At 64.5% G+C, this 22,555-nt stretch carries 18 protein-coding genes and 1 tRNA gene; 7 read left to right on the top strand and 12 right to left on the bottom strand.

The window, feature by feature from the left end:
* Window positions 1–22: 22 nt before the first annotated feature.
* Complete coding sequence (locus EPN33_05905; protein TAN23023.1) at window positions 23–439, bottom strand: VOC family protein; 417 nt, start codon at window positions 437–439, stop codon at window positions 23–25.
* Window positions 440–570: 131 nt separating this feature from the next.
* Here EPN33_05905 and EPN33_05900 point away from each other — a divergent pair, with 131 nt between their 5' ends.
* Complete coding sequence (locus EPN33_05900; GenBank protein ID TAN23022.1) at window positions 571–993, top strand: hypothetical protein; 423 nt, start codon at window positions 571–573, stop codon at window positions 991–993.
* Window positions 994–1,117: 124 nt separating this feature from the next.
* Here the strand turns inward: EPN33_05900 and EPN33_05895 are convergent, their stop codons facing one another.
* Window positions 1,118–3,079 (bottom strand): hypothetical protein, encoded by a 1,962-nt coding sequence (locus EPN33_05895; GenBank protein TAN23021.1) that lies wholly within the window; start codon window positions 3,077–3,079, stop codon window positions 1,118–1,120.
* Window positions 3,080–3,174: 95 nt separating this feature from the next.
* Between EPN33_05895 and EPN33_05890 the strand changes: the two genes are divergently transcribed.
* Window positions 3,175–4,275, top strand: coding sequence for a galactose mutarotase (locus EPN33_05890; protein TAN23153.1), 1,101 nt, complete (start codon window positions 3,175–3,177; stop codon window positions 4,273–4,275).
* Here the strand turns inward: EPN33_05890 and EPN33_05885 are convergent.
* The 5 genes from EPN33_05885 to EPN33_05865 are packed head-to-tail and all read right to left on the bottom strand — an operon-like array spanning window position 4,252 to window position 9,591.
* Window positions 4,252–4,467, bottom strand: coding sequence for a hypothetical protein (locus tag EPN33_05885; GenBank protein ID TAN23020.1), 216 nt, complete (start codon window positions 4,465–4,467; stop codon window positions 4,252–4,254). The genes EPN33_05890 and EPN33_05885 overlap by 24 nt on opposite strands.
* Before the next feature lie 4 nt (window positions 4,468–4,471).
* Window positions 4,472–6,214 carry a Na+/galactose cotransporter gene (locus EPN33_05880; protein ID TAN23152.1) on the bottom strand — a complete coding sequence of 581 codons (1,743 nt, stop codon included), beginning with the start codon at window positions 6,212–6,214 and terminating at the stop codon, window positions 4,472–4,474.
* Window positions 6,214–7,251, bottom strand: coding sequence for a UDP-glucose--hexose-1-phosphate uridylyltransferase (locus EPN33_05875; GenBank protein TAN23019.1), 1,038 nt, complete (start codon window positions 7,249–7,251; stop codon window positions 6,214–6,216). Before EPN33_05875 ends, EPN33_05880 begins: the two co-directional genes overlap by 1 nt.
* Window positions 7,248–8,324, bottom strand: a complete 1,077-nt coding sequence (gene galK, locus EPN33_05870; GenBank protein TAN23018.1) for a galactokinase — start codon at window positions 8,322–8,324, stop codon at window positions 7,248–7,250. Before galK ends, EPN33_05875 begins: the two co-directional genes overlap by 4 nt.
* Complete coding sequence (locus tag EPN33_05865) at window positions 8,314–9,591, bottom strand: glycoside hydrolase family 27 protein (protein ID TAN23151.1); 1,278 nt, start codon at window positions 9,589–9,591, stop codon at window positions 8,314–8,316. The genes galK and EPN33_05865 overlap by 11 nt, the downstream gene beginning before the upstream one ends.
* 374 nt (window positions 9,592–9,965) lie before the next feature.
* Here EPN33_05865 and EPN33_05860 point away from each other — a divergent pair, with 374 nt between their 5' ends.
* The 4 genes from EPN33_05860 to EPN33_05845 are packed head-to-tail and all read left to right on the top strand — an operon-like array spanning window position 9,966 to window position 16,367.
* Window positions 9,966–12,440 (top strand): S9 family peptidase, encoded by a 2,475-nt coding sequence (locus EPN33_05860; protein TAN23017.1) that lies wholly within the window; start codon window positions 9,966–9,968, stop codon window positions 12,438–12,440.
* Complete coding sequence (locus EPN33_05855) at window positions 12,437–15,694, top strand: sialidase (protein ID TAN23016.1); 3,258 nt, start codon at window positions 12,437–12,439, stop codon at window positions 15,692–15,694. The genes EPN33_05860 and EPN33_05855 overlap by 4 nt, the downstream gene beginning before the upstream one ends.
* A gap of 26 nt (window positions 15,695–15,720) precedes the next feature.
* The gene (locus EPN33_05850; protein TAN23015.1) at window positions 15,721–15,972 is read left to right on the top strand and encodes an AbrB/MazE/SpoVT family DNA-binding domain-containing protein; all 252 of its coding nucleotides are present in this window, start codon (window positions 15,721–15,723) and stop codon (window positions 15,970–15,972) included.
* Window positions 15,963–16,367: a type II toxin-antitoxin system VapC family toxin gene (locus tag EPN33_05845; GenBank protein ID TAN23014.1), complete on the top strand. Its 405-nt coding sequence runs from the start codon at window positions 15,963–15,965 to the stop codon at window positions 16,365–16,367. The genes EPN33_05850 and EPN33_05845 overlap by 10 nt, the downstream gene beginning before the upstream one ends.
* Window positions 16,368–16,396: 29 nt before the next feature.
* On the opposite strand, the gene EPN33_05840 is transcribed toward EPN33_05845, so the two are convergent.
* The 5 genes from EPN33_05840 to EPN33_05820 all read right to left on the bottom strand — a co-directional run bounded on the left by EPN33_05840 (window position 16,397) and on the right by EPN33_05820 (window position 19,730).
* Window positions 16,397–16,627 carry a ribbon-helix-helix protein, CopG family gene (locus tag EPN33_05840; protein TAN23013.1) on the bottom strand — a complete coding sequence of 77 codons (231 nt, stop codon included), beginning with the start codon at window positions 16,625–16,627 and terminating at the stop codon, window positions 16,397–16,399.
* A 13-nt stretch (window positions 16,628–16,640) separates the two neighbouring features.
* Window positions 16,641–18,362: a hypothetical protein gene (locus EPN33_05835; GenBank protein ID TAN23012.1), complete on the bottom strand. Its 1,722-nt coding sequence runs from the start codon at window positions 18,360–18,362 to the stop codon at window positions 16,641–16,643.
* A 9-nt stretch (window positions 18,363–18,371) separates the two neighbouring features.
* Window positions 18,372–18,458 (bottom strand) — tRNA-Leu (locus EPN33_05830).
* Between the two features lie 763 nt (window positions 18,459–19,221).
* Complete coding sequence (locus tag EPN33_05825) at window positions 19,222–19,458, bottom strand: hypothetical protein (protein TAN23011.1); 237 nt, start codon at window positions 19,456–19,458, stop codon at window positions 19,222–19,224.
* Window positions 19,459–19,466: 8 nt separating this feature from the next.
* Window positions 19,467–19,730, bottom strand: coding sequence for a hypothetical protein (locus EPN33_05820; GenBank protein ID TAN23010.1), 264 nt, complete (start codon window positions 19,728–19,730; stop codon window positions 19,467–19,469).
* Between the two features lie 9 nt (window positions 19,731–19,739).
* On the opposite strand from EPN33_05820, the gene EPN33_05815 reads away from it, so the two are divergent.
* Window positions 19,740–22,490 (top strand): hypothetical protein, encoded by a 2,751-nt coding sequence (locus tag EPN33_05815; protein TAN23009.1) that lies wholly within the window; start codon window positions 19,740–19,742, stop codon window positions 22,488–22,490.
* The last annotated feature ends 65 nt before the right edge of the window (window positions 22,491–22,555 follow it).

Here is a 22,555-nt window from a genome sequence, read left to right as displayed (position 1 = left end):
CACTCATTGGCGTGCGGCTGGCCTAAGCCATCGGTTTGGGGTGCAGGATCATCCAGTTGATGCCGAAGCGATCCTGGAGTTGCGCAAAGCGGTAGGCGAAAAACATCTCCTCCATGGGCATGAACACCTGCCCGCCATCTTTGAGCGCCGCGAAAATGCGCTCGGCTTCGGCATTGCTGTCGAGGCTGAGTGTCAGGTAGGCGCTGCGCATCGGCTGCCAGTTGACCGCGGGAGGAACGTCGCTTGCCATGAGCGCGGCGCCTGCCATTTCGAGGCGCGCATGCATCACGGCGTTTTCCATCCCTGCCGGGACCTGCTTGGGGTCGGGCATCTGCCCGAAGGTCATCAGCGCGGTGGTTTTGGCACCCAAATGCTTCTCGTAGTAGGCGAGCGCCTCGCGGCAGTTCCCGCCAAAGTTGACGTAAGTTTGGAGCTTCATAATGTCCTCGCGCTGCGGGGCTGGGCCTCAGGGCCCCAGCCTCGCGGGGGCGCAAGCGGGTCGCTCGGCGAAGCCGAGCGGGGTCCCGCGCCAGTCAATAGTGTAGGCGCGATCCTGCTACGCTTCTATTCATGGTCGGTGCCAGCCAGCCGCGTCCTGCTCTGCCCCGTCCGGGCCTGCTCGGACGCAGCATTCGCATCGCCGCCGGCGCCGTCGTGCTGTATGCGTTTGTCGAGCTCTTAGCGCAGTCGCAAACCTTTCTCCGCCCCTTGCCAGGCTGGCAAGTGCCGGTGGGTGACTGGTGGATCGTCGCCATCATCTGCTGGCTGGTACTGCCGGACTCGATCTTTGACGGCCTTCGCCCGCGGCTGGGTACGCGGCCGCAGTACGTATTGGTGTTGCTGACGGCGGCAGCCGTGGTCTGGAGCCGGGCCGGTTATGGGCAGCTATGGGCGCTGCCGCTGGCGCTGCTGATGTTGCTTCTGCTGCTGGTCGTGTTTTTGTATGCAGGCGTTTCGTTTCTGCTGGCAGGCGCCATCGCCGCCCCCGGTTGAGAGATGGATGCGATTCCCCAGGTGCTGGGGAAAATGGGGCTTGTGCGCCGCCAGAGCCACGCGCACACCTGACCGGCTGGCCTTACCCACCTGGATCGGTGGGAAAACAAGGAACATTGAATCGTTAGCTGCGCTGGATCTGCCAGTACACGCCGTAGCGTGTGCCTAGAATCTCATGCAGCGGAATGAGTTGGACCGGGGTAGCCTGCCCCGTCGTTTCAAAGCGCAATCCCGCAGTTTTCTCAAGCCAGGTTGCGTCTTCGGGATCTTCTCCGCGGGCGAGCTGAATTTCGGCGCTGCCCTGACGCTTACCCTGCGTCGCTGCAACCTCGGTGCCGCCATAGGGGCCGGTGGGCGGATGCGTCTGGTCATATTGCATGGTGCGCGTGAGGCCATCGCTGCCCAGATTCGCTGCCAGCACCAGCGGCCCGTATACTGCCGCCTGCTGGGTGCGGTCGCCTTTCAGCGCCTCGGTCCGCAGCGCCATCGGCAGCGTCAGCGTCACGGTGTCGCCCTCGCTCCAGGCGCGCTCGATGGTCAGGTAGCTTCCGGGTCCGGCGAAAGCCTCCAGCCGCCGTCCGTTCACGCTGATGCTGCCGCCCGGCGCGGTCCAGGCCGGAATGCGCAGATTGACGGCCAGCTTTACTGGGCGTGCGGCATGGAACTGAAGCGTCGTCGTGTCCTCTTCCGGCAGGCGGGTTTGCTGGGTGAGGCGCAGCCCCTTTTCCGGCCAGCGCAACTCGCTCGGCAGGAACAGATTTACGAACAGCGCATCGTCCTTGCGGAAGTAGATCGAGTTGGCGAACTTCGAGAATTCCTCCGCGCCCGTGCCGTCGCAGCACCAGAACGAGCTGCGCGGCGAGCTGAAGTACTTCCACCAGCCCGTCTGCAGCGGGAAGTAATACATCTTGCCGCCATCACCGGGATGTTGCGTTCCCAGGCGCGAGTTCCAGAGCGTGCGCTCGTAATAATCGAAGTAGCGCGGATCGGCCGACCAGGTGTACAAATGCCGCGTCAGCTTGAGCATGTTGTAGCCGCAGCAGCACTCCATGGAGTAGCGGTCGAGGATTTTGCCAAGCTGGCCGGCATCGGCGTACCAGTGCTCCCCGTAGCCGGTGCCGCCGGGCGCGTAGGTACGCTCGCCGGTCACCTCGTGCCAGAAGTAATGCGCAATCTCGCGGTAGCGCGGGTCACCGGTCAGCTCGTAGCGCCGCGCGGCGCCAATCACCTGCGGAATATGCGTGTTGGCGTGCAGGCCTTTGAGCTCGTCGCGGTGCGCGGCCAGCGGGTCGAAGAAGACCTTTTTCTCGAACCGCTGCGCTGTGTATTCGTAGCGCCGCTCGCCGGTGAGCGCGGCGAGATTGTAGAGCGACTCTTCCATGCCGCCAAACTCGGTCTGCAGGATGCGCTGCAGTTGCGGCTCGCCCATGTCCTTGACCCAGTGCCCGGCCCAGTCGCCCAGCCCGGCCGCCACCTCGAGCGCCTGCGCGCTGCCGCAGTGGGTGTACATATCGAGATTGCCGGCCATGATTTTGTGGATGGTGTAAAACGGCGCCCAGGCGGGTTTGTCGCTTTCCAGCAGATCAAACAAATGCTCAGGAAAGGCGCTGACATAGCCGTTGCCGTGCTGCTTCTGGCAAGTTGCGAGTTCGGCCACCAGCGCCTCGCCCTGCTGCCGTACGCGCTCGTCGCCGAGCATGGAATAGCGCAGCGCACAGGAGGAGAGATAATGCCCGCCGGCAAAATGGCCGCGGAGCTGGCACGTCGGCGCCTCCCAGCCGCTTAGCGGTTCGGCCGATGACGGAAGTCCGGCGGTCAGCCGGAACATGTGCGCCAGGCTGGCCGTGGGCAGCGATTGCAAATAGTCGTCATTGACCTTGGCGGCGCGCAGAAAGGGGCTGTCCAGCAGGCGAACCTGCGGCAGCGGAAACGGCTCGGCCAGCAGCTCGATACGGTCGCGCAGCGACGCCCGCGCCGCTCTCGCAGGCGGCGCGGTGAGCGCCCGGGCGAGTGATGGGGCCGAGGCCAGCGCGCCTGCGGCGGCAGCGGCTCCGGCAAGAAATCCACGGCGTGTAAAATCTGGCATGATCCTCTCTCCGGCTTCAGAATAGGACTACATTGGAACCTGTGAAACGATTTCTTTTGGCCTCATTCACGGCCCTGTCTCTCGGAGGATTGCTGATGGCGGTGACGCCAGGAATCACCCAGCGCCCGTTCGGCAAGCTGCCTGACGGCCGCACGGCCGAACTGTTCACCCTCACCAACGGCCGCGGCATGCAGGTCGAGATCACCAACTACGGTGGCATTCTCGTCTCCCTGAAAGTGCCCGACCGCAACGGCCACTTCGCTGACGTCCTGCTGGGCTACGACACGCTTGGCGGCTACCTGCACGACCACGCGACGTATTTCGGCGCGCTCGTCGGCCGCTTCGCCAACCGCATTGCCTTTGGCCGCTTCTCGCTCGACGGCCACAGCTACACGCTGCCCATCAATAACCCGCCCAACTCGCTCCACGGCGGCACGGTGGGCTTCAACCGCCGCCTCTGGCAGGCGCATCCGGAATTGACGCCCCAAGGGCCGCGGCTGGAGCTGCGCTACACCAGTCCGGATGGCGAGGAAGGTTACCCCGGCACGGTCAAGGTGCGCGTCGATTACACGCTGACCAGCGAAAACGGCCTGCACATCGACTACTTCGCCACCACCGACAAAGACACCATCATCAACCTCACCAGCCACGGCTATTTCAACCTGAGCGGCGAAGGCTCGGGCAGTATTCTGAACACCGAGCTTTCCGTTGACGCGCACGATTACACCCCCATCAACGCCAATCTGATCCCCACTGGCGCCATCTCCCCGGTGGCGGGCACGCCGCTGGACTTTACGCACGCGACCCCGATCGGTGAGCGGATTCACGCTGACAATGCGCAATTGAAGTTTGCCGGGGGCTATGACTTCAACTATGTCCTGAACGGTGGCGCTACTGCGACGCCGAAGGAAGCCGCCGAGGCCTACGATCCCGCCAGCGGCCGGGTTATGCAGGTCTTTACCACGCAGCCCGGCCTGCAGTTCTATTCCGGCAATTTTCTGAACGGCGTCCACGGCAAGCACGGCCACATCTACGGCTTCCGTTCCGGCTTCGCCCTCGAGACCCAGCACTTTCCCGACTCGCCCAACCACCCCAACTTCCCTTCCACCGAGCTGAAGCCGGGCCAGGAATATCACGAAAGCACGACCTACGTGTTTTCGACGCGGCCCGTGCTATTGCCGGCGGGGCCGAAATAGTACCGCGTACAACACGCCGGCGGCCAGCAGCAGCGCGCCCCACCAGACGCCGACATGCAGCGAGGCCAGCACCACCGGCGGGTGTGCGGGGTGATGGAGCTGCCACAACCCCGCGGCCAGAATCAGTGCTCCATAGACGGCCAGCAGCAGTCCGTTGAAGAACCAGATCGAAATTTGACGCCGCTCGTGCATGGGTTTACCAGAAAATAATGTTGGCCACGAACAAGACCACGATCATCACCACCGCCCAGAACCAGGGCCGCTGCGTTAGCCGCACCTTGCCCTCATCCGGCAGCAGCGTACAGCCGTAGACCAGGCCCTCGAGCTCCGCCTCCGGCCGCGGCGTGGTCGCCAGGCTGACCACCACCGTGACGATCACGGCGATGATCCACGACCAGAGCGCGCGATACATATCTTCCGCCATAGTCTTGGCGTGCGGCGAAAGCGCAATCAGCGCCAGCGCTGCCGGATTCGCCTTCACCCACAACCACATGCCTACCGAGCTGACGGTGCCCGCGAGCAGGCCCCAGAATCCTCCCGGCCCGGTCGTGCGCTTCCAGAGCATGCCCAGGATCACGGTGGCGAACAGCGGCGCGATGAAGAAGCTGAAGAGCGCCTGGACGTAATCCATAATGCTGGCGAACTGCATCACGAAATAGGCGGTGCCGATGCTGATCAGCACGCCCACCAGAATCGCCGCGCGGCCCATGCGGACGTAGTGCCGGTCGCTGTAGCCGCTGCGGGCCACCGTGACGCTGCCGGCAGGCGCGGCGGCGGCGATGGCGTGCCGGGCCTGCGCGCGCTGCCGGAAGGGCCGGTACAAATCGTAGGTCCACACCGTCGAGAAGGCGCTTACGTTGCCGGCCATGCCCGACATAAATCCCGCCATGAGCGCGGTAATGCCCAGGCCCAGCAGCCCCGGCCCGCAGTAGCGCGCCAGCATCAGCGGCAGCACTTCGTTATAGCTATAGCCGCCGGTAATGGCCGCCTGATTCGCGCCCACCAGCTTGAAGGGCAGCACGCCCAGCGCCAGCAGTCCCGGCAGCACGACAATCAGCGGCACCAGCATTTTGAAACCGGAGGCGATGATGGGCGCCATCTGCGCCGAGCGTAAGTCCTTGGCCGCCATGACGCGCTGCACCACCAGGAAGTCAGTGGTCCAATAACCGAAGGCGGCGACAAAGCCGAGCCCGAACACGATGCCCGTCCAGTGGATGCCCATGGGATTGCTGCTGAAGCTGCCGAGGCCCCGCCACATATGGGTAAAGTCCTGGCCGGGAAAATTGGCGTGGATGCGCGCCACCAGGCCGCTCCAGCCGCCAGTTTCGATCAGGCCGAGGATGGCGATGACCAGTGCACCCGCCCAGATCAGCACGAATTGCAGCACTTCATTGAAGATGGCCGAGCGCAGGCCGCCGAGGGCGACGTAGACGGCGACGGTCGCCGCCGAAATCCAGATGCTGAAGCTGATGTTCCAGCCCAGCATGACCTTCAGCACCAGCGCCATGGCGTACATGTTGACGCCGCTCACCAGCACCGTCATCGCGGCAAAGCACACCGCCGACAGCGCCCGCGTGGGCTCGCCATACCGCAGGTGCAGATAGCCCGGCACCGAGTGGGTCTTGCAGATGTAGTAGAAGGGCATCATCACCACGCCCAGGAAGAGCATGGCGGGCACCGCACCGATCCAGTACCAGTGCACGGTGAGGATGCCGTACTGATAGGTCGAGGCCGCCCAGCCCATCAGTTCGAGCGAGCTCAGGTTGGCCGCCAGAAAGGCGAGGCCGGCGACCCAGGCCGTCATTTCGCGCCCGGCCAGGAAGAAGTCTTCGCCGGTGCCGCTGAAGCGCTTGAGGTAAAAACCCAACCCGAGCGTGGCGAGGAAATACAGGGCGATAATCGCCACGTCGACCGGATGCAGGGTGATGAGATGGTGCATCAGGACTCCCGGCGCGGACACGCGCCAGTGGATGCCGCGCGCAGGCGCGCGGCGGCATCTTCGGGCGTCAGGTCGCGCTGCGGCATGGCCAGCAGTTCGTAGCCGACGAGAAATTTGCGGATCGAGGCCGAGCGCAGCAGCGGCGGAAAAAAGTGTGCATGCAGGTGGCACTCCGGGTGCGCCGCACTGTCGCAGGGCGGCAGGTGAATGCCCCAGGAGGTAGGAAAAGGCGCCTGAAACAGATTGTCGTAGCGCAAGCCGAGCCGGATCAGAATATCGGCGAGTTGCGCCTGCGCGGCGCCGTCCAGTTCCTCCAGCCCGCCCACATGCGCCTTGCTGAGCAGCAGCACTTCAAACGGCCAGCATGCCCAGAAGGGCACCAGTGCGACGAAACCGTCGTTTTCACAGATGATGCGCTCGCCCGCTTCCTGCTCGCGTTGCAGGCAGTCGCAGAGCAGGCAGCCGCCGTGCCGGCTGCGATAGCCGGCGAGTGCCGCCAGCTCGCGCGCCATCACGTTGGGCACATGCGCATTGGCCCAAATCTGGCCGTGCGGATGCGGGTTGCTGGCGCCCATCATGGCGCCCCGGTTTTCAAAAATCATGACCGAGCTCAGCTCGCCCCGCGCCGCCAGCTCACGGTATTGCGCCGCCCACGTAGCGACGACCGCTGTCACCGTGGCCAGCGGCAGATGCGGCAGTGTCACGTCGTGGCGCGGCGAGTAGCAGATCACGCGGCAGAGGCCCGCTTCCGCCTCGGCCCGGAAAAACTCACCTTCTGTACCGGTGACGCCCGGCGTTAGGGCAGGGAAGTCGTTTTCAAAAACGTAGGTGGCCGTATAGGCGGGATTGCTGCGGCCCTGCGCGCGGGCGTTGCCGGGACAGAGATAGCAGTGCGGATCATAGGGCGGTACGAGCGCGGGCGTGATCGATTCTTCCTGGCCCTGCCAGGGACGGTTATTGCGTTGCGGCGAGACCAGCACCCATTCGTCGAGCAGCGGGTTATAGCGCCGGTGCGGATGCGAGAAGATCTCGCTCATGACGCGGCTTCCGCGCCCGCTCCCGGCGCACTGCGGCAAACCCAGGAGGCGCCGGGAAGCGCGCGCCGCAGTCCGGCCACCGCTTCCGGCTGTGCCAGCGCGAGCACGCAACCGCCGAAGCCGCCGCCCATCATGCGCGCACCGTACACGCCCGGTTGGCGGCGGCAGAGATCGGCGAGATCATCCAGTTCCGGGCAACTCACCTGGTAATCATCGCGCAGACTGGCGTGCGAGGCATTCAGTAATTCCCCGAGAGCGGTCAAATTGCTCTCCGATAACGACCGTGCCGCGGCCAGCACGCGCTCGTTCTCCCTCACCACGTGGCGGCAGCGCGCGGCCAGCACCGGCGGCAGCAGCCGGATGCTGCGCTCCAGATCCTGCGGCGCCAGCTCGCGCAGCGAGCGCAGGCCCAGCCGCGCCGCCGCCATTTCGCATTCCGCCCGCCGCTGGTTATACTCCCCGGCGGCATTATCATGGCGCACGCCAGAGTCGCAGACGACAAAGCAGGCCTCCTCCGGCCACGGCAGCCAGTGCTTCTCCAGGCTGCGCGTATCGAGCTGCAGGAACCAGCCCTTGCGGCCGTGGCAGGCGATGAACTGATCCATCAGCCCGCAGCGGCTGCCGGCGAATTCGTGACTCGCCTGCTGGCACAGCTTCGCGAGTTCGGTGCGGTCGATCTCGAGCTCTGCGACGGCGGCCAGCGCCACGCCCACCGCAACTTCCGCGGCCGCGGACGAGCTCAGACCCGCGCCTACCGGAATGCTGCTGCGCAGCTCCAGCGCCGCGCCTGGCAGTTTGACCTTGCGGTCGAGCAGCAGCGCCACCCCGCGCAAACTCCGGCTCCAGACCGGCACGGCGGCCTCAACGTCCGTCTCGTCGATGGCAAATTCGGCCGCCTCGCCAAAATGCTCCGACCATATACGGACGCGCCGCCCCGCGAGCGGCACGACGGCGACCCGCACCTCCAGGTCAATGGCGGCCGGCATCACCCAGCCGTCGTTATAGTCGGTGTGCTCGCCGATGAGGTTGATTCTTCCAGGAGCCCGAAACTCGCGCGGAGCCTCAGTGGGCACGCAGCATCACCACGCCATGCGAGGGCACGGTTACGGTGTAATGACCGGGCGAACGGAAGCTCCGGTGCGCCCACAGGTCGCGAATCTTGGGATTGCTCCCCACGCCCAGCTTGGCCCAGTCCGCGGTCATCGCGGCCGCCTGCGGGCCCCGGTTGAACAGCGCAATCGCCGTCGCGCCGCCCGACAGCGGCTTTTTCCAGATCTCCAGATCGCCATCCTGCTGCACGCGGTAGCCCTGCTTGCCCAGCTTGTCCTGATCGACCGCAATCACTTCGCGGTTGGTCAGAATCGCCAGAATATCGGGGGTCATCTTGGTCAGGTCGTTGCCGGCAATTAGCGGCGCTGCGAGCATGGACCACAGGCTCATGTGGGTGCGGTACTCGGCGTCGGTCATGCCGCCGTTGCCGATTTCAAGCATGTCGGGGTCGTTCCAGTGCCCCGGCCCGGCTGCGCCCTGGCGCCCGTTCTGGCTGAAACCGTTGCGCGACATCGAGGCGTAGTTGTCTTCGATGTCGCCGGTAGTGCGCCACAAATTGCCGCCCACCTCTGCACCCCACGCGCCCACGTTTTGCCAGCCATACTCGCACAGGCTGAAGACGATGGGCCGCCCAGTCATTCGACTGGCGCGGGACCCCGCGCGGCGCAGCGCCAGCGCCATTTTTTCGTACACCGCTCGCATCTGATCGGGCGAATAGACTTCGCTCGCGCTGCACCAGTCGTACTTGAGGTAGTCAATGCCCCACTTCGCGTAGGTGCGGGCATCCTGCAGTTCGTGATTGTAGCTGCCGGTGTAGCCGGCGCAGGTCTTCGGCCCCGGCGACGAATAGATGCCCAGCTTCAGTCCCTTCGAGTGCACGTAATCGGCCAGCGCCTTCATGTCGGGAAATTTGCTGTTGGGCTGAATGTTGCCGTTGGCGTCGCGCTGGCCCTCCCAGGTGTCGTCAATATTGACGTACACGTAGCCCGCCGCCGCCATGCCGGTGGAGACGAGGAGATCGGCCGTGCGGCGGATGTCTTCCGCGTTCACGTGCACGTTGAAGTGGTTCCAGCTATTCCAGCCCATGGGCGGCGTCAGCGCCAGGCCATTGGGCGGCAGCGGATGAAACGGCGCAAGCGGCGGATGCCGCAAATCGGGCGGCAGCTCATACACAGTGTTGGACGAGACCTTATGAAACGTCACCGGCTGTGGCGAAAACCGCCGGAAGCCGGAGTAGCTGGCGCGGCTGCCGCCGGGCGCGAAGGCGAGCGTCAGGCGCGATCCTTGCATGGTGCCCTGGTATTGCCGCCCCGGCGCCTGTGGCCGGAAGGGATCGTAAATTTTCAACTTCACCTGATTCCCTTCGACGTTGCCCTTGATGATGCCGTTGTGTCCCTGCTGCGTGGCCGCTACGCCGGTGATCTGGTTGCCCTCGGTCTTGAAGACGTATTCCAGTTGCACCGTGTGGCTCTGCCCACGTCGCGTATAGGTCTGCTCCGCTTTCCAGGTCCCCGCCAATTTCGACTGCTGCGGCGCAAACCCCAAAAACATCACGCCAAGCGCCAAAACCCATAGTTTCCAGCTACGCATCGGTTCCCCCCTCCGCAACAGAGTAGTTGAATCCTGAACGGATAAAGTATACCGTTTGCCATGGGGAGTCTCCGATGACCAACCGACGAATCATCATTACTCTTCTGGCTCTGACCTGCGCCCTGCCGCTGCTAGCCTCTGCCCAAGGCAGCGCCGCTGATTATGCCCGCGCCAACTCCATCAACAAAGAGTACGCCGGGCTCACCGTCAACATCCCCGGCCCGACCAACTGGATTGCCGGCAGCGATCACTTCTGGTATCACAAGACCGTTCCCGGCGGGCGTGAGTTTATCTGGGTGGACGCGACCACGCTCACCAAGCGCCCTGCGTTTGATCAAGCGCGGCTGGCGGCGGCGTTGTCCGACGCGAGCGGCAAGCACTATACCGCGCTGACGCTGCCGTTCACGGATGCGAATGCCGAACGTCTGGGCCGCACGTTTCCCCGCCCGGGCGGGCTGCAGTTCATCAACGGCGAGCAGGCGATTGCCTTCGGCCTCGGCGGCTACAACTGGACGTGCAGCCTTACCGATTACACCTGCACGCGCGGCGAAAAAATGAAGCCGCAGTCCCGCCGTTTTTTCCCGCCCCCGCCTTACGCCTCCGGCGCCAACGGTGGCGTCGCGGTGGATGCGGGCATCTATCCGCCGCCCATGATGGCCAATGAGCCGGAGGACGGCCTCGAAGATTTGGTTCCGTACCGCCCGCAAACAGCACAACCACCCTCAGCGCGGCCGCAACCGCCGCCCCAGCCCAACGAGAAGCCCTCCCCCAACGGCGACTGGATCGCCTACATTCAGAACTTCAACGTTTGGGTGCGCCGCAGCGGCGACAAAACCGGCTCCTCACTGAGCACCGATGGTTCCGAAGGCAATGCCTACTCGCTGCCCACGCTTGCCTGGTCGCCCGACTCGACGCATCTCGCTGCCTACGCCATCCGCCCCGGCTACGACCGGCACATTCAATACGTTGAATCCTCGCCCACCACGCAGTTGCAGCCCATCGCCTTTAAAGGCCCGCTCTACCGGAAACCCGGCGACACGCTGCCGATTGCGCAGCCGGCGCTATTCGACGTTGCGACTCGCACGGAAACGCCGATCCCAAACACGCTTTTTCCCAATCCCTTCAATCTGACGCCGCCCAAGTGGTGGAAAGACAGCCGCGGCTTCACCTTCGAGTACAACCAGCGCGGCCACCAGGTTTACCGCGTCATTGAGGTCAACGCGGCCACGGGCCAAGCGCGCACACTGATTGAAGAAGACAGCAAGACCTTCGTCGACTACCGTCCGCTGGTGCCCAACCCCACCGACACCGGCAAGTATTTCCGCTACGACGTCAACGACGGCAAGGAAATCATCTGGGCGTCGGAGCGCGATGGCTGGGAGCACCTGTATCTCTACGATGGCGTCACCGGCCAAGTCATCCGCAAGATCACCAACGGCGATTGGCCCGTCCGCGCCGTGGACTACGTGGATCCGGTCAAGCACCAAATCTGGTTCGAAGCCAGCGGCATGACGCCGGGCGAGAATCCCTATTACATCAACTATTACCGCATCAACTTCGACGGCACCGGTCTGATGACCTTCACAAGCGCGGATGGCGATCACACCGTCAGCTTCTCGCCCGACCACCAGTTCTACACCGACGAATGGTCCACGGTTGATCAGCCGCCCATCTCCGAGCTGCGCCGCACCAGCGACCAACACGTCCTCCTGACGCTCGAAAAGGCCGACGACAGCAAGCTGCTCGCCGCCGGCTGGAAGCCGCCGCTCATCATGCATGCCAAAGGCCGCGACGGCAAAACCGACATTTGGGGCATCATCTGGCAGCCCTCGAATTTCGACCCGAGCAAGAAATATCCCGTGGTCGAGAGCATCTACGCCGGGCCGCAGGGCAACTTCGTGCCCGAAACGTTCCGGCCGCGCGGCATGCCGCTGGCGGAGCTGGGCTTTGTGGTGGCGCAGATTGACGGCATGGGCACGAACAACCGCTCGCGTGCCTTTCACGATGTCGCCTGGCAAAACCTCGCCGACGCGGGCTTTCCCGACCGCATTCTCTGGCACAAAGCGGCCGCGGCGCGTTATCCCTGGTATGACATCAGCCACGGCGTGGGCATTTACGGCACCTCGGCCGGCGGGCAAAGCGCCCTGGCCGCGCTGCTGTGGCACGGTGATTTCTACACCGTCGCGGTCGCCAACTCCGGCTGCTACGACAACCGCATGGACAAGATCTGGTGGAACGAGCAGTACATGGGCTGGCCGGTCGGTCCGCAGTACGTCAAGAACTCCGACACCGTCAACGCGTGGCGCCTCCACGGCAAGTTGCTGCTGTTTTTCGGTGAACTCGACGGCAACGTTGACCCCTCTTCCACCGTGCAGGTCGTGAACCAGCTCATTCAGCACAACAAGCGCTTCAGCTTGATGGAAGTTCCCGGCGGCGGCCACGGCTCCGGCGGTGAGTACTACCAGCACCGTCTCGAAGATTTCTTTGTCCATAACCTTCTCCACGTAGAACCACCCCTCTGGAATACGAAAGGAACTGAGCAGCAATGAAACCGACGCTCCGCCACTTCACCCTCATCCTCACCAGTTTCGGTTTGTTGGCGCTCGGCCAGGCGTTCGGCCGCCCTCAAGGTCCGCAAGAGGTGCAAACGCCGGCGCCGCTGCATTTCCGCTATCTCGGCCCGGCGCCCGCCGGCCGCATCGCGTCGGCGGCGGGCGTTGACGGCAATCCCAACGTCTACTATCTCGGCGCGTCTTCCGGCGGCGTTTGGAAATCCACCGACGGCGGCAAGACGTTCGTGCCGGTGTTCGACAACCAGAACGCCATGGCGATCGGCGCGCTGGCCGTGGCGCCTGCGGATCCGCAGACGGTCTGGGCAGGCACGGGCGAAGCCTGGGCGATTCGCGGCATTGACGTCATCGGCGATGGCATTTACAAGTCCACCAACGCCGGCCGCACCTGGCAGGACATGGGTCTGGAGAAATCGGGCCGCATTGGCCGCATTGTCATCAACCCCACCGATCCCAATACCGTCTTCGCCTGCGTGCTGGGCCAGATTACCGGGCCATCACAGGAGCGCGGTGTTTACAAAACCGCCGACGGCGGCAAGACCTGGACGCGCGTGCTGTTTGTGAACCCCTATACCGGCTGCTCGGGCCTTGCGCTTGATCCCCACAATCCCAACGTCCTGCTCGCCGGCACCTGGCAAGTGCTGATGCATAGCTGGGGCGAGTTCAGCGGCATGTGGCCGGGTTATCAGGGCACCCCCGGCAGCGGCGTCTACATCAGCCACGACGGCGGCAGCACCTGGACACACCTGACCGACGGTCTGCCGAAGCCGCCGCTGGGCAAAATTGACGTCGCCATCGCGCCCTCCGACGGCCAGCGCATGTACGCGCTGATTCAGACCACTGACCAAGGCTCGGTCTGGCGCAGCGACGATGGCGGCGCCACCTGGCGCGATGTGAACTGGGACCGCACGCTCATCGGCCGCGCCGGCTACTACGTCCGCATCGCGGTGAATCCTTTCAACGAAGATAACGTGCTGGTCACCAACAGCAGTTTCCACGAATCCTTCGACGGCGGCCACACCTTTTCGGTGCCGCGTCCAGCGCGCTTTGGCGGCCCGCGCCTGCAGGCGAGCTGCGGCGACTGCCACGACATCTGGATGGATCCCAAAATCCCCGGCCGCTACGTCCTCACCGATGACGCCGGCGCCAGCATCGCCACCGGCCACAGCGTCGTGCGCGTCAGCCTGCCCAACGGCCAGATGTATCACGTCTTTACCGATAATCAGGTTCCCTACTGGGTCTACAGCAACCGCCAGGACGACGGCACCATGCGCGGCCCCAGCGACACCTCCGAAGGCACCGGCAGCGGCCGCGTCCCCGGCGTCGATGCCGGTCCGCATGGGCCTCCGGGCCGTCGCGCCCCGTACGGCGCTCCCGCCGCTTCCGCGCCGCATTGGCAGTACGGCCTGGGCGGCTGCGAATCCGGCTTCACGGAGCCTGCCAAGGGCAATCCCAACGTCGTCTGGTCAAGCTGCTACGGCGATGAAATTACGCGCTGGAGCGCCCGCACCAGCGTGGCGCGTTCGGTCGCGCCCTGGATGCACACCCTCGACTCGCAGCCCAATCTGCTCAAGTACCGCTGCCACTGGACGCCGCCGATGGCGATCGATCCCTTCAGCGGCAGCGTCTACTACGGCTGCCAGGTCGTTTTCCAGACCGATGACCAGGGCCAATCCTGGAAGGTCATCAGCCCCGATCTGTCGCAGGGCGGCCCGCGCCACATCGTCTCGTCCGGCGGCCTCGTCGGCGACAACCTCGGCCAGTACTACGGTGGCGTGGTCTACGCCATCGCGCCTTCGCCCGTCGCGCCGCGCCTGATCTGGGCGGGCACCAACAATGGCCAGCTCTGGTACACCAAAGATGGCGGTACGCACTGGACCAACGTCACCAAGAACATTCCTGATCTTCCGCCCGGGGGCACCGTTACGCAGATCTCGCCCTCCAGCTTCGAGCCCGGCACCGCGTACGTCGCATTCGATTTGCACCTGAACAACAATCGCGCGCCGTACCTTTACAAGACGCACGATTTCGGCCAGACCTGGACCAGCATCAGCGGCGATCTGCCGCACGGCAACCCGCTCGACTACATGCGCTCGGTGGCTGCAAACCCCAACCGCAAAGACATGCTGTTTGCCGGCAGCGGGCATGGGTTCTTCTATTCGATGGATGACGGCGCCCACTGGACGCAGTTCAACCGCGACCTGCCGGCCTCGCCCATCAACTGGATTACGGTGCAGAAGCGGGCGCACGATGTGCTCGTCGCCACCTACGGCCGCGGCCTGTATGTACTGCCCGATATCAGCATCCTCGAGCAGACCGGCAAGACCAGCTATCCCGACGGCGTCACGCGCCTCTATGCGCCCAAGGCAGGCATCCGCCAGGCGCGCGACGGTCGCGCCGAGTTCGATTTGTCGCTCGCGCGTACGCCCGCCAAGCCGCTGACCTTCACCATCCACGATTCCACGGGTGCTGTCGTCCGATCCTTCAAGGTCACGGCGCACGGCGGTCTCAATCGCGTCGACTGGAACCTGCGCTACACCGCGCCGGACTTCGTCAAGCTGCGCACTACGCCGCCCGAGGATCCCTATATCTGGTCGGAGCCGCGTTTCCAGGGCCGCGACTGGCGCCCGGTCACGCACTGGGGCATCGAAGGCGCGCAGCATGCCGGTCCACTCGCGGCGCCGGGCAATTTCACCGTCAGCTTCACCGACTCCGGCAAGACCTACAGCGAACCCTTCACCGTCGTCCAGGATCCTGCCATTCACTCGAGCGATGCCGATCTCGAGGCTTCGACGAAGATGCAGGTTCGCATCCGCAACGACATGGACGCCGCCGCGAGCATGATCAACCGCCTCGAGATTCTGCGCAAGCAGGTGCAGGACGATCTGAAGTCGCACCCCGATCAAGCTGCCGCGCTCAATAGCTTTGCGGGCAAGCTCATGGCGGTCGAAATGCAGTTGCTCAACCACGAAAGCCTGCTCAGCGATGATAAGTACTATCCGGAGCAGTACAAGGTCTACATGAACCTGATCTGGTTCAACGGCGTGGTGGGCACCGGCGCGGGCGATGTTGCCGGCGGCGCCAATTACAAACCAACCGATGTTTCCTATCCCATCCTCGCCGGCATCGAGCAAAAGCTGGCCACCGCTAAAGCCGATTACGACCAGGTGATCCAAACCGCGCTGCCGGCCTTCAACCGCCAGATGGAGGGCAAACTGCCGCCGGTCCATTAGCTAGCGAGTATATACTTTAAGTAGATATGCCCCGTAAGCTCGCCAAGCTCTTTTGGACCGGCAGTTCGCAGGCCGTGCGGCTGCCCAAGGAGTTCAGACTGCCGGGCAAGCAAGTGAGCGTGCACCGGCGCGGTGCGGCCATCGTGCTGGAACCGTTGCCGGAAAGCTGGGCATGGCTGGATGCCTTGGTGGCACCGGTAGACGCTGATTTTGAAAAGGCGGCCACGGAACGGCCCCGCGGCCAGCGGCGGCGCGAGCTGGACAAGCTATGGCGGTGACCACGCCCCGCTTCCTGCTGGACTCCAACGCCGTCATCGCTTTGCTGAACCAGTCCTCGAAGGATCTGGACCGGCGCGTGCGCCGCGAGCTGCCCGGCGCCGTCGCCATTTCCGTCATTGTCCTGCACGAGCTCGATTACGGAGCCTTCAGGAGTCGGCGCGTTGACGAAAACGCCCGGCTGGTGGACGCCTTGCAGTTTCCGGTGCTGGCGCTCGAGTCCGACGACGCCCGCCAGGCTGGCCGCATTCGCGCCGAGCTGGCCGCTGCCGGCACGCCCATCGGCCCCTATGACGTACTCATCGCGGGCCAGGCGCTGGCGCGCGGCTTGACCCTGCTCAGCCGCAACGCCGCGGAGTTTCGCCGCGTGGCGGGCCTGAAGTGGGAACAGTTCTGAGATGCTCGTGGCCAGCAGGAATGGTGCGGTCACCGGCCCAGGTCTGCGATGTGCTGCTTATTCGTCGCCAGGTCGGGGATCCCCGATTTGAATCGTCCGGTCCCGATGACCCGGTGCCGGCTGGCAGTTGGACGGCTTGCCTCGAACTGCTGGATTGCCGCTTGGATCACTTCTGACCGGCTCCAGCCTAGGCGTGCCACCAGGCGCTCCAGCGCGTCGCTGGTCTTGCCGTCAAGCGTAGCTCGCACCGAGGATCCCATACCTCAGCCTAGCTCACCGGCAGCCGGGCAGGCGGAAGGCGCCGATGCGCGTGGTTGATGCCGGCGCGCCGGGCTTGAGATAGTCGCCCACGTACCAGAAGGTGCAGTCGTCGCTCGGGTCCATGGCCATGGTGGTGTAGTCTTCCCAGCGATTGCTGCCCGTCTGCGCCGCGCCGCCCTGCGCCAGCACGGTCTCGCGCATGGTGAGCTTGCCCGGTGGATCGCCCGCCCGCCGCGCTGCAAAGCGCTGGCCCGGGTACACGTCCGGCCCGCCGTAGGAGTAGCCGATGCCGATGTCGCCGAACTTGTCCATATCCATGCTTGCCATCCAGCGATAGTGGTCGTCGGGCGCGTAAATGCCCTGCTGGTACAACGCCGGATCGCCCTGCCGGTCGAGCCGGAACTCGTACCAGTCCACGCCGCCGGCATGCGCGGCGGTATCCACGGAATGCTCGGCCAGTATCGACTGGTGCCCGTCCCAGCGGCGGTACACCAGCCGCTGCATGAGCTTGTCACCCTGCGAGTCGAGGTAGGTTTTGGAGTTCAACTGGGGGACACAGTTGCTTAGCTGTCCATTGCACAGGAAGTGATAGGGCGCGACGGCAAGCTGGTGGCCGCGCGACACGGTCGTCTTCCTGAAATTTTTCCAGTCGACGTGAACCTTGAACCAATACAGCACCGAGCTGTCGTAAATGTTCTTAAGCTGCGTGCCGCCGTCGGCCATCAGGATGTTGGCCTCGCCCGCGGGCGGCGGCGTGGGGCCATCGACGTCGGTATTATTCAGAAAGCTGACGCCGTCGATCAGCACGCACTGTTCCTGCGCCGGCTCGCCCTTCAGCATGCGCGCGCGCTGAGCGACGCAATCCATTTTCTGAATCACGCCATCGCCCGAGCTGGTGGGCACGTAGTAACCGTCGGGCCAGACCGCCGGCCGCGGGTAATCCGGAAAATACGGCCGCCGGAACTCGTAGCGATAATAGGTGCCGAGCGCGTTCGCGCTGGTGCTGACCGCGTAGCACATGCCGAAATCGCCCTTCGGTTGTCCTTGCGGCCGCGAGAAAATCGGCATCACGAACAGCCAGCGGTGCGCGAGCTGGTCGTAGCGCACCACCGCATCGCCGTTGTTGGTGGTGGCGCAGCGGCCTCCAAAGCCCGCAAAGATCGTATTGGTCGGCACCGCGCCATAGAGGAGCTTGCCCTGCTTGTCGAACACCGCCATCTGCGAGTTGATGATCTCAACCACCTGCTTCGGCCCTACCGCCAGACTCAGGTCGAGCGCGCCGCGCCGGCGCGCTGGCTCCGGATGCTGTCCTGGAAAGCCATAGCCCAGACCGTCGAAGCTGGCCACCAGTCGCGCTGCGGGTGCATCGCCCATCGCCGTCTGCTCGGCCGCCCGCTCCGCCGGCCCCAGCTCAGGAAACGGCGGCGGCAGGGGTGCGGGCCGCGGCGGATCGGTGGCCTCCGTCGGCGCGGGCCGGTGCTTCTCGAACCAGGCGTGCATCTGCGCCGGAGTCAACCCCGCCGGGAAAAATCGCCTCTGTGGCGCCGGCGGCGCGCTGCCCAGACCCTTGCCCGGCCCCACGAGCACCACGCCGGTAGCCGCCGGGCTTTCAAAGGCCGTATGCACCACCCCCGACGGCGGCGCATAGGCTCCCACCCGCTGCACCTGTGCCTGCGCCAGCGACAACCCGGCCGCAGCGGCGAAAAGAAGAGCGACTCGCAGGACGTGTTTCATGGTGATTTCTGGTGCGAGAGGGGGGAGTCGAACCCCCAACCCCTTGCGGGGACCAGATCCTAAGTCTGGCGCGTCTGCCAGTTTCGCCACTCTCGCACAACGTCATTGTGGCACGGAGGGGTAGCGCCGGTTGTGCGCGACGCCGCCCCAAGCTGCTCGCCAGGAAAATCGCCCGGTCTCAGAACATTGCGGTTTCACCGCGCCACGTTTTCTCCGTGCGCGCGCCTGATCCGTTATCATCCCCCGCAGCTCGTGGCAAGTTCCCAACTGGAGATCCTTGCTGCGGCGGGCCGGTCGAGCCTCACGCTGCCGTCGCCCGAGAATCTGCTGCCGCGAGGATCGCCCCATGTGAGCAAGAGCGGCACAGTCGCAAGCTCAACGCCATGTGCACCCCGCACCTCGGCGTAAAAACGGCAAGACGCCAGAGCGTCCCGAGGAGCCACAGGGCCGCCCTTGTCCCACGGCAACGGGGGCAGCCAGCCGGATGACGAAACCGAGGCCGCCGGTGGCGCATGACGGATATAGCGGCCCCGGACGTGCCCGTCGAGCAAAACCCTGAGCTCGTCGCCAGTCCAGTAGGTACGCAGGGCCCCGCCGATTTCCATTCCAGGGCACGAACACCCTGCCAAGTCGGTGCTCTCCACGTAGCTCGCGGGCAGTTCTCGACTTGCCGCAGCAAAGTAGCCAGCCGAGGCCGCCCACCATCCGCCGAGCAGTACGATGGCGGCACCGGATGCGCAAACTGCAACGGTTCGCGGATTCAATCGGGACATGGCGCTGCCTCAGCTCGGGGGCGATATACCAATAATAGACTCGTGGCCACTCTGCCTGACTGTGCAGCAGCCGGGAGCGGCCCCGATTAGAGTTTCTGGCCTTTGGCGATCTGGCCTGGGAGCAGGAACGTCTTGGGCAGCGCTCCGTTGCCGCATAGCTTGAAAGTCCCAAAGTCTTTGTACCAGTCCCCGTCGGGGACTAGCGGCGCCGACCGCACCCAGTGCATGAGCTCGTACAGATCCTCCAAGCCTATGCCACGTTCGCGCATGCGTTCCATCAGGTGGCGGCGTAAGGCCGGCGGAAACGCGTCCCAGCGCGCCAAGCGCGGCATCAGCCGCCGAAGACCATGCGGCCGAGTTCCTCTCCCAGTCGCGTGGCATCGTCTGGGTCGGATGCGGCACGGAAGTCCTGCGCCAGTTTGAGGAATTGCTGCCGCCGCACCTGTTCCGCGTCCAAGCCGGCCTCAACGAGTTGGGCCAGCATTTGGCTGGCACTGGTGCGCTTCTCCCGCGCCAGCGCTTTGACCCGGCGGGCCGTCGAGGCCGGCAGCGTTACCGACTGGCGGTGAACCGATTTCCTCGCGCGCGTTGCCACGGCACCATTATGCACCAAACTGCACCATTTTGCAGAGATACCCTTGCAGGTTCCAGGCGTCTACGCCCACATGACCGCAATTTCCTGCTCCCGGGCCGGGCTTTTTTAGTATGCTTCCCGCTTATGCGCCTACTCCGCTGCCGCTGGCTCCTCTGCAGTCTTCTGCTCGCAACCTTTGCCGCCGCTCAGGGCATCCCCACCCCGGCGCAGTACTTCGGCTTCGCCATGGGCGCGGACCGCAAGCTGGCGCGCTACGACAAGATCGTGGCCTATTTCCACGATGTTGCCCGGCAATCAGCCCGTGTCAAGGTGCTCGATCTCGGCCCGACCACGGAAGGCAATCCCTACGTGGTCGTGATCGTCAGCTCCGCCGCCACCATGAAAAACCTGGATCATTACCGCGATCTCGAACGGCAGCTTTATTTCCAGGGCGGCGAGCCCTCACCTGCCCAGCGCGACGAGATTTTCCGCGATGGCAAGGCCGTGGTGGTGATCACCAACAATATCCACTCCACCGAAATCGGCTCCTCACAGATGGTCGTGGATGCGGTTTACAAGCTCGCCACCGACAATTCCGCCGCGACCCGCACGATTCTCGATAACGACATCCTGCTGCTCATCCCCTCCCAAAACCCCGATGGCCAGATCATGGTGACGAACTGGTACGACAAGTACCTGGGCACGCCGCAGGAGGGTGGCCCGCTGCCGTTTCTGTATCAGAAGTACGTCGGCCACGACGACAACCGCGACATGTATCTGTTCTCGCAGCGCGAAACCCAGATGCTGGGCAAGCTCCTCTGGCACGACTGGTTTCCGTCGGTCTGGCTCGATGAGCACCAGCAGGGTATGACCGGACCGCGCATGTTCACCATGCCGGCGACCGATCCCATCAATCCCAACGTCGATCCGCTGATCTACCGGCTCAACACCATCTACGGCCAGTCGCAGGCCGCCGCGCTTGAAGCCGAAGGCAAAACCGGCGTCATCTTCAATGCTACCTACACCAACTACTGGGAAGGCGCGCTCGCCTGGGCGGGCTGGTGGCACAACGAAGTGGGTTTGTTGACCGAAGCCGCCAGCGTTCGCATCGCCACTCCCACCATGCAAGCCATGGCGAAGCCCGGAGCGACGCCCATCGCCGGACCGGCGCCACGCCGCGGCGGAGGCTTCGCCGCCGCCTTCGCTTCGCCGACCGCGATTCTGCCGGCGCCCACCGATATCAACTCCCGCACCGAGTATCCGCGGCCCTGGATGGGCGGCAAATGGACGCTCAAGGACATTGTGGATTATGAAATGACGGCGACCTTCGCGCTGCTGCAAACCGCCGCTCAGCGCCGCGAGGAGCTGCTGCACAACATCTACGACGTCAATGCCCGCACCATCGCTTTGGGCCGCGAAGGCAAGCTCGGCTTCGGTGATCGCCAGCCCAGCTACGCCGCCATCATTCCGCTGGCGGGCCAGCAGGACGGCAATGAAGTCCGCGATCTGGTTGCCAAGCTGGAGGAGGGCGGCGTCGAGGTGCGCCAGGCGACCGCGGCCTTTAGTAATGACGGGCATAGCTATCCGGCGGGTACTTTTGTCGTTCCCTTCGCTCAGGTTTTCGGCCGCTATGCCAAAGACATGCTAGAAAAGCAGGTCTATCCGCTGGTGCGGCGCGCGCCCAACGCTCCCGCCGAAGCCCCCTACGATGTCTCGGCCTGGTCGCTGGGCATGCAGTTCGGCGTCGCGGTGAATTTCGCCCACACGCCGCTTCCGTCTGATTTCACCAGCGCCTCGGTCGCGCACCCCGGCTTCCGTCTGAACGCCGCGCACGGTTCCGGTGGCTGGCGTTTCGCCTATACCGGCGTGACCGGTGATGAAGTGATCAATCGCCTGCTCCGCGAAGGCCTCAGCGTCCATCTGGCCGCTGCCTCGGGCGCCGCGCCCGCCATCGCATCCGCAGCGGCTTCGGCGGCGCAGTGGCGGCAAGCCACCGCGGGTTTTACCGTAGACAATGCCACCCTGCCTGCGCCCTCATCCGGCTGGACGATTCACCAGCCCCGCGTCGGCATGTACCAGTCCTTCACCGCCAACATGGACGAGGGCTGGACGCGCTGGGTCTTCGACCATTACGGCCTGGCGTATACGACGCTGCACAATGCCGATGTCGCCGCCGGCAATCTTCACGCCCGCTTCGACGTTATCGTCCTGCCCGACCAAACCGCCCAGAGCATTCTGAAAGGCAACAACTGGCCCGCGCTGCCGGAGCCCTATCGCGGCGGCATCGGCGACGCCGGCTGGAATGCCCTGGCCGCATTCGTCCGCGACGGTGGGGAACTGGTGGCCATGGGCAACGCCACTAACCTGCTCATCAACAAACTGCCCATCGGCGTGCAGGACATCAAACACACGCTATCGCGCGAGCAATTTTTCGGCCCCGGCTCGATTGTTCACCTGCAGGTCGACACCACCAATCCCGTGGGCTTGGGCATGGCATCCGGCACCTGGGCGTTCTACATCAACACGCCCTTTTTTGAGCTGACCAATGGGTTTGCCTCGCAAACCACGGCGGTCGCCGCCCGCTTTCCCAATGCCGAGGTCAACGCCTCCGGCTGGCTGCGCGGCGAGAGCTACCTGGTGGGTCGCGCGGCGGTGGTCACGGTGAATCTGCATCCGGGCAAAATCGTGCTGTTTGGCATTCGCCCGCAGCACCGTGCCCAGACGCGCGCCACCATGCCCATGCTCTTCGACGCCCTCTACTGGTCGGCCGCGCAGCGCTGAGTGGCTCGCCACTTTTTGCCCTGGTCGCTCCCGATGGTCGCTTGGAGTGCGGGCTTCGATTCCCG

The organism is Acidobacteriota bacterium (assembly GCA_004299485.1).
In the GTDB taxonomy this organism is placed as follows: domain Bacteria; phylum Acidobacteriota; class Terriglobia; order Terriglobales; family SCQP01; genus SCQP01.
Note: the sequence above shows the minus strand (reverse complement) of the source record. Positions and strands in the feature narration are given on the sequence as shown.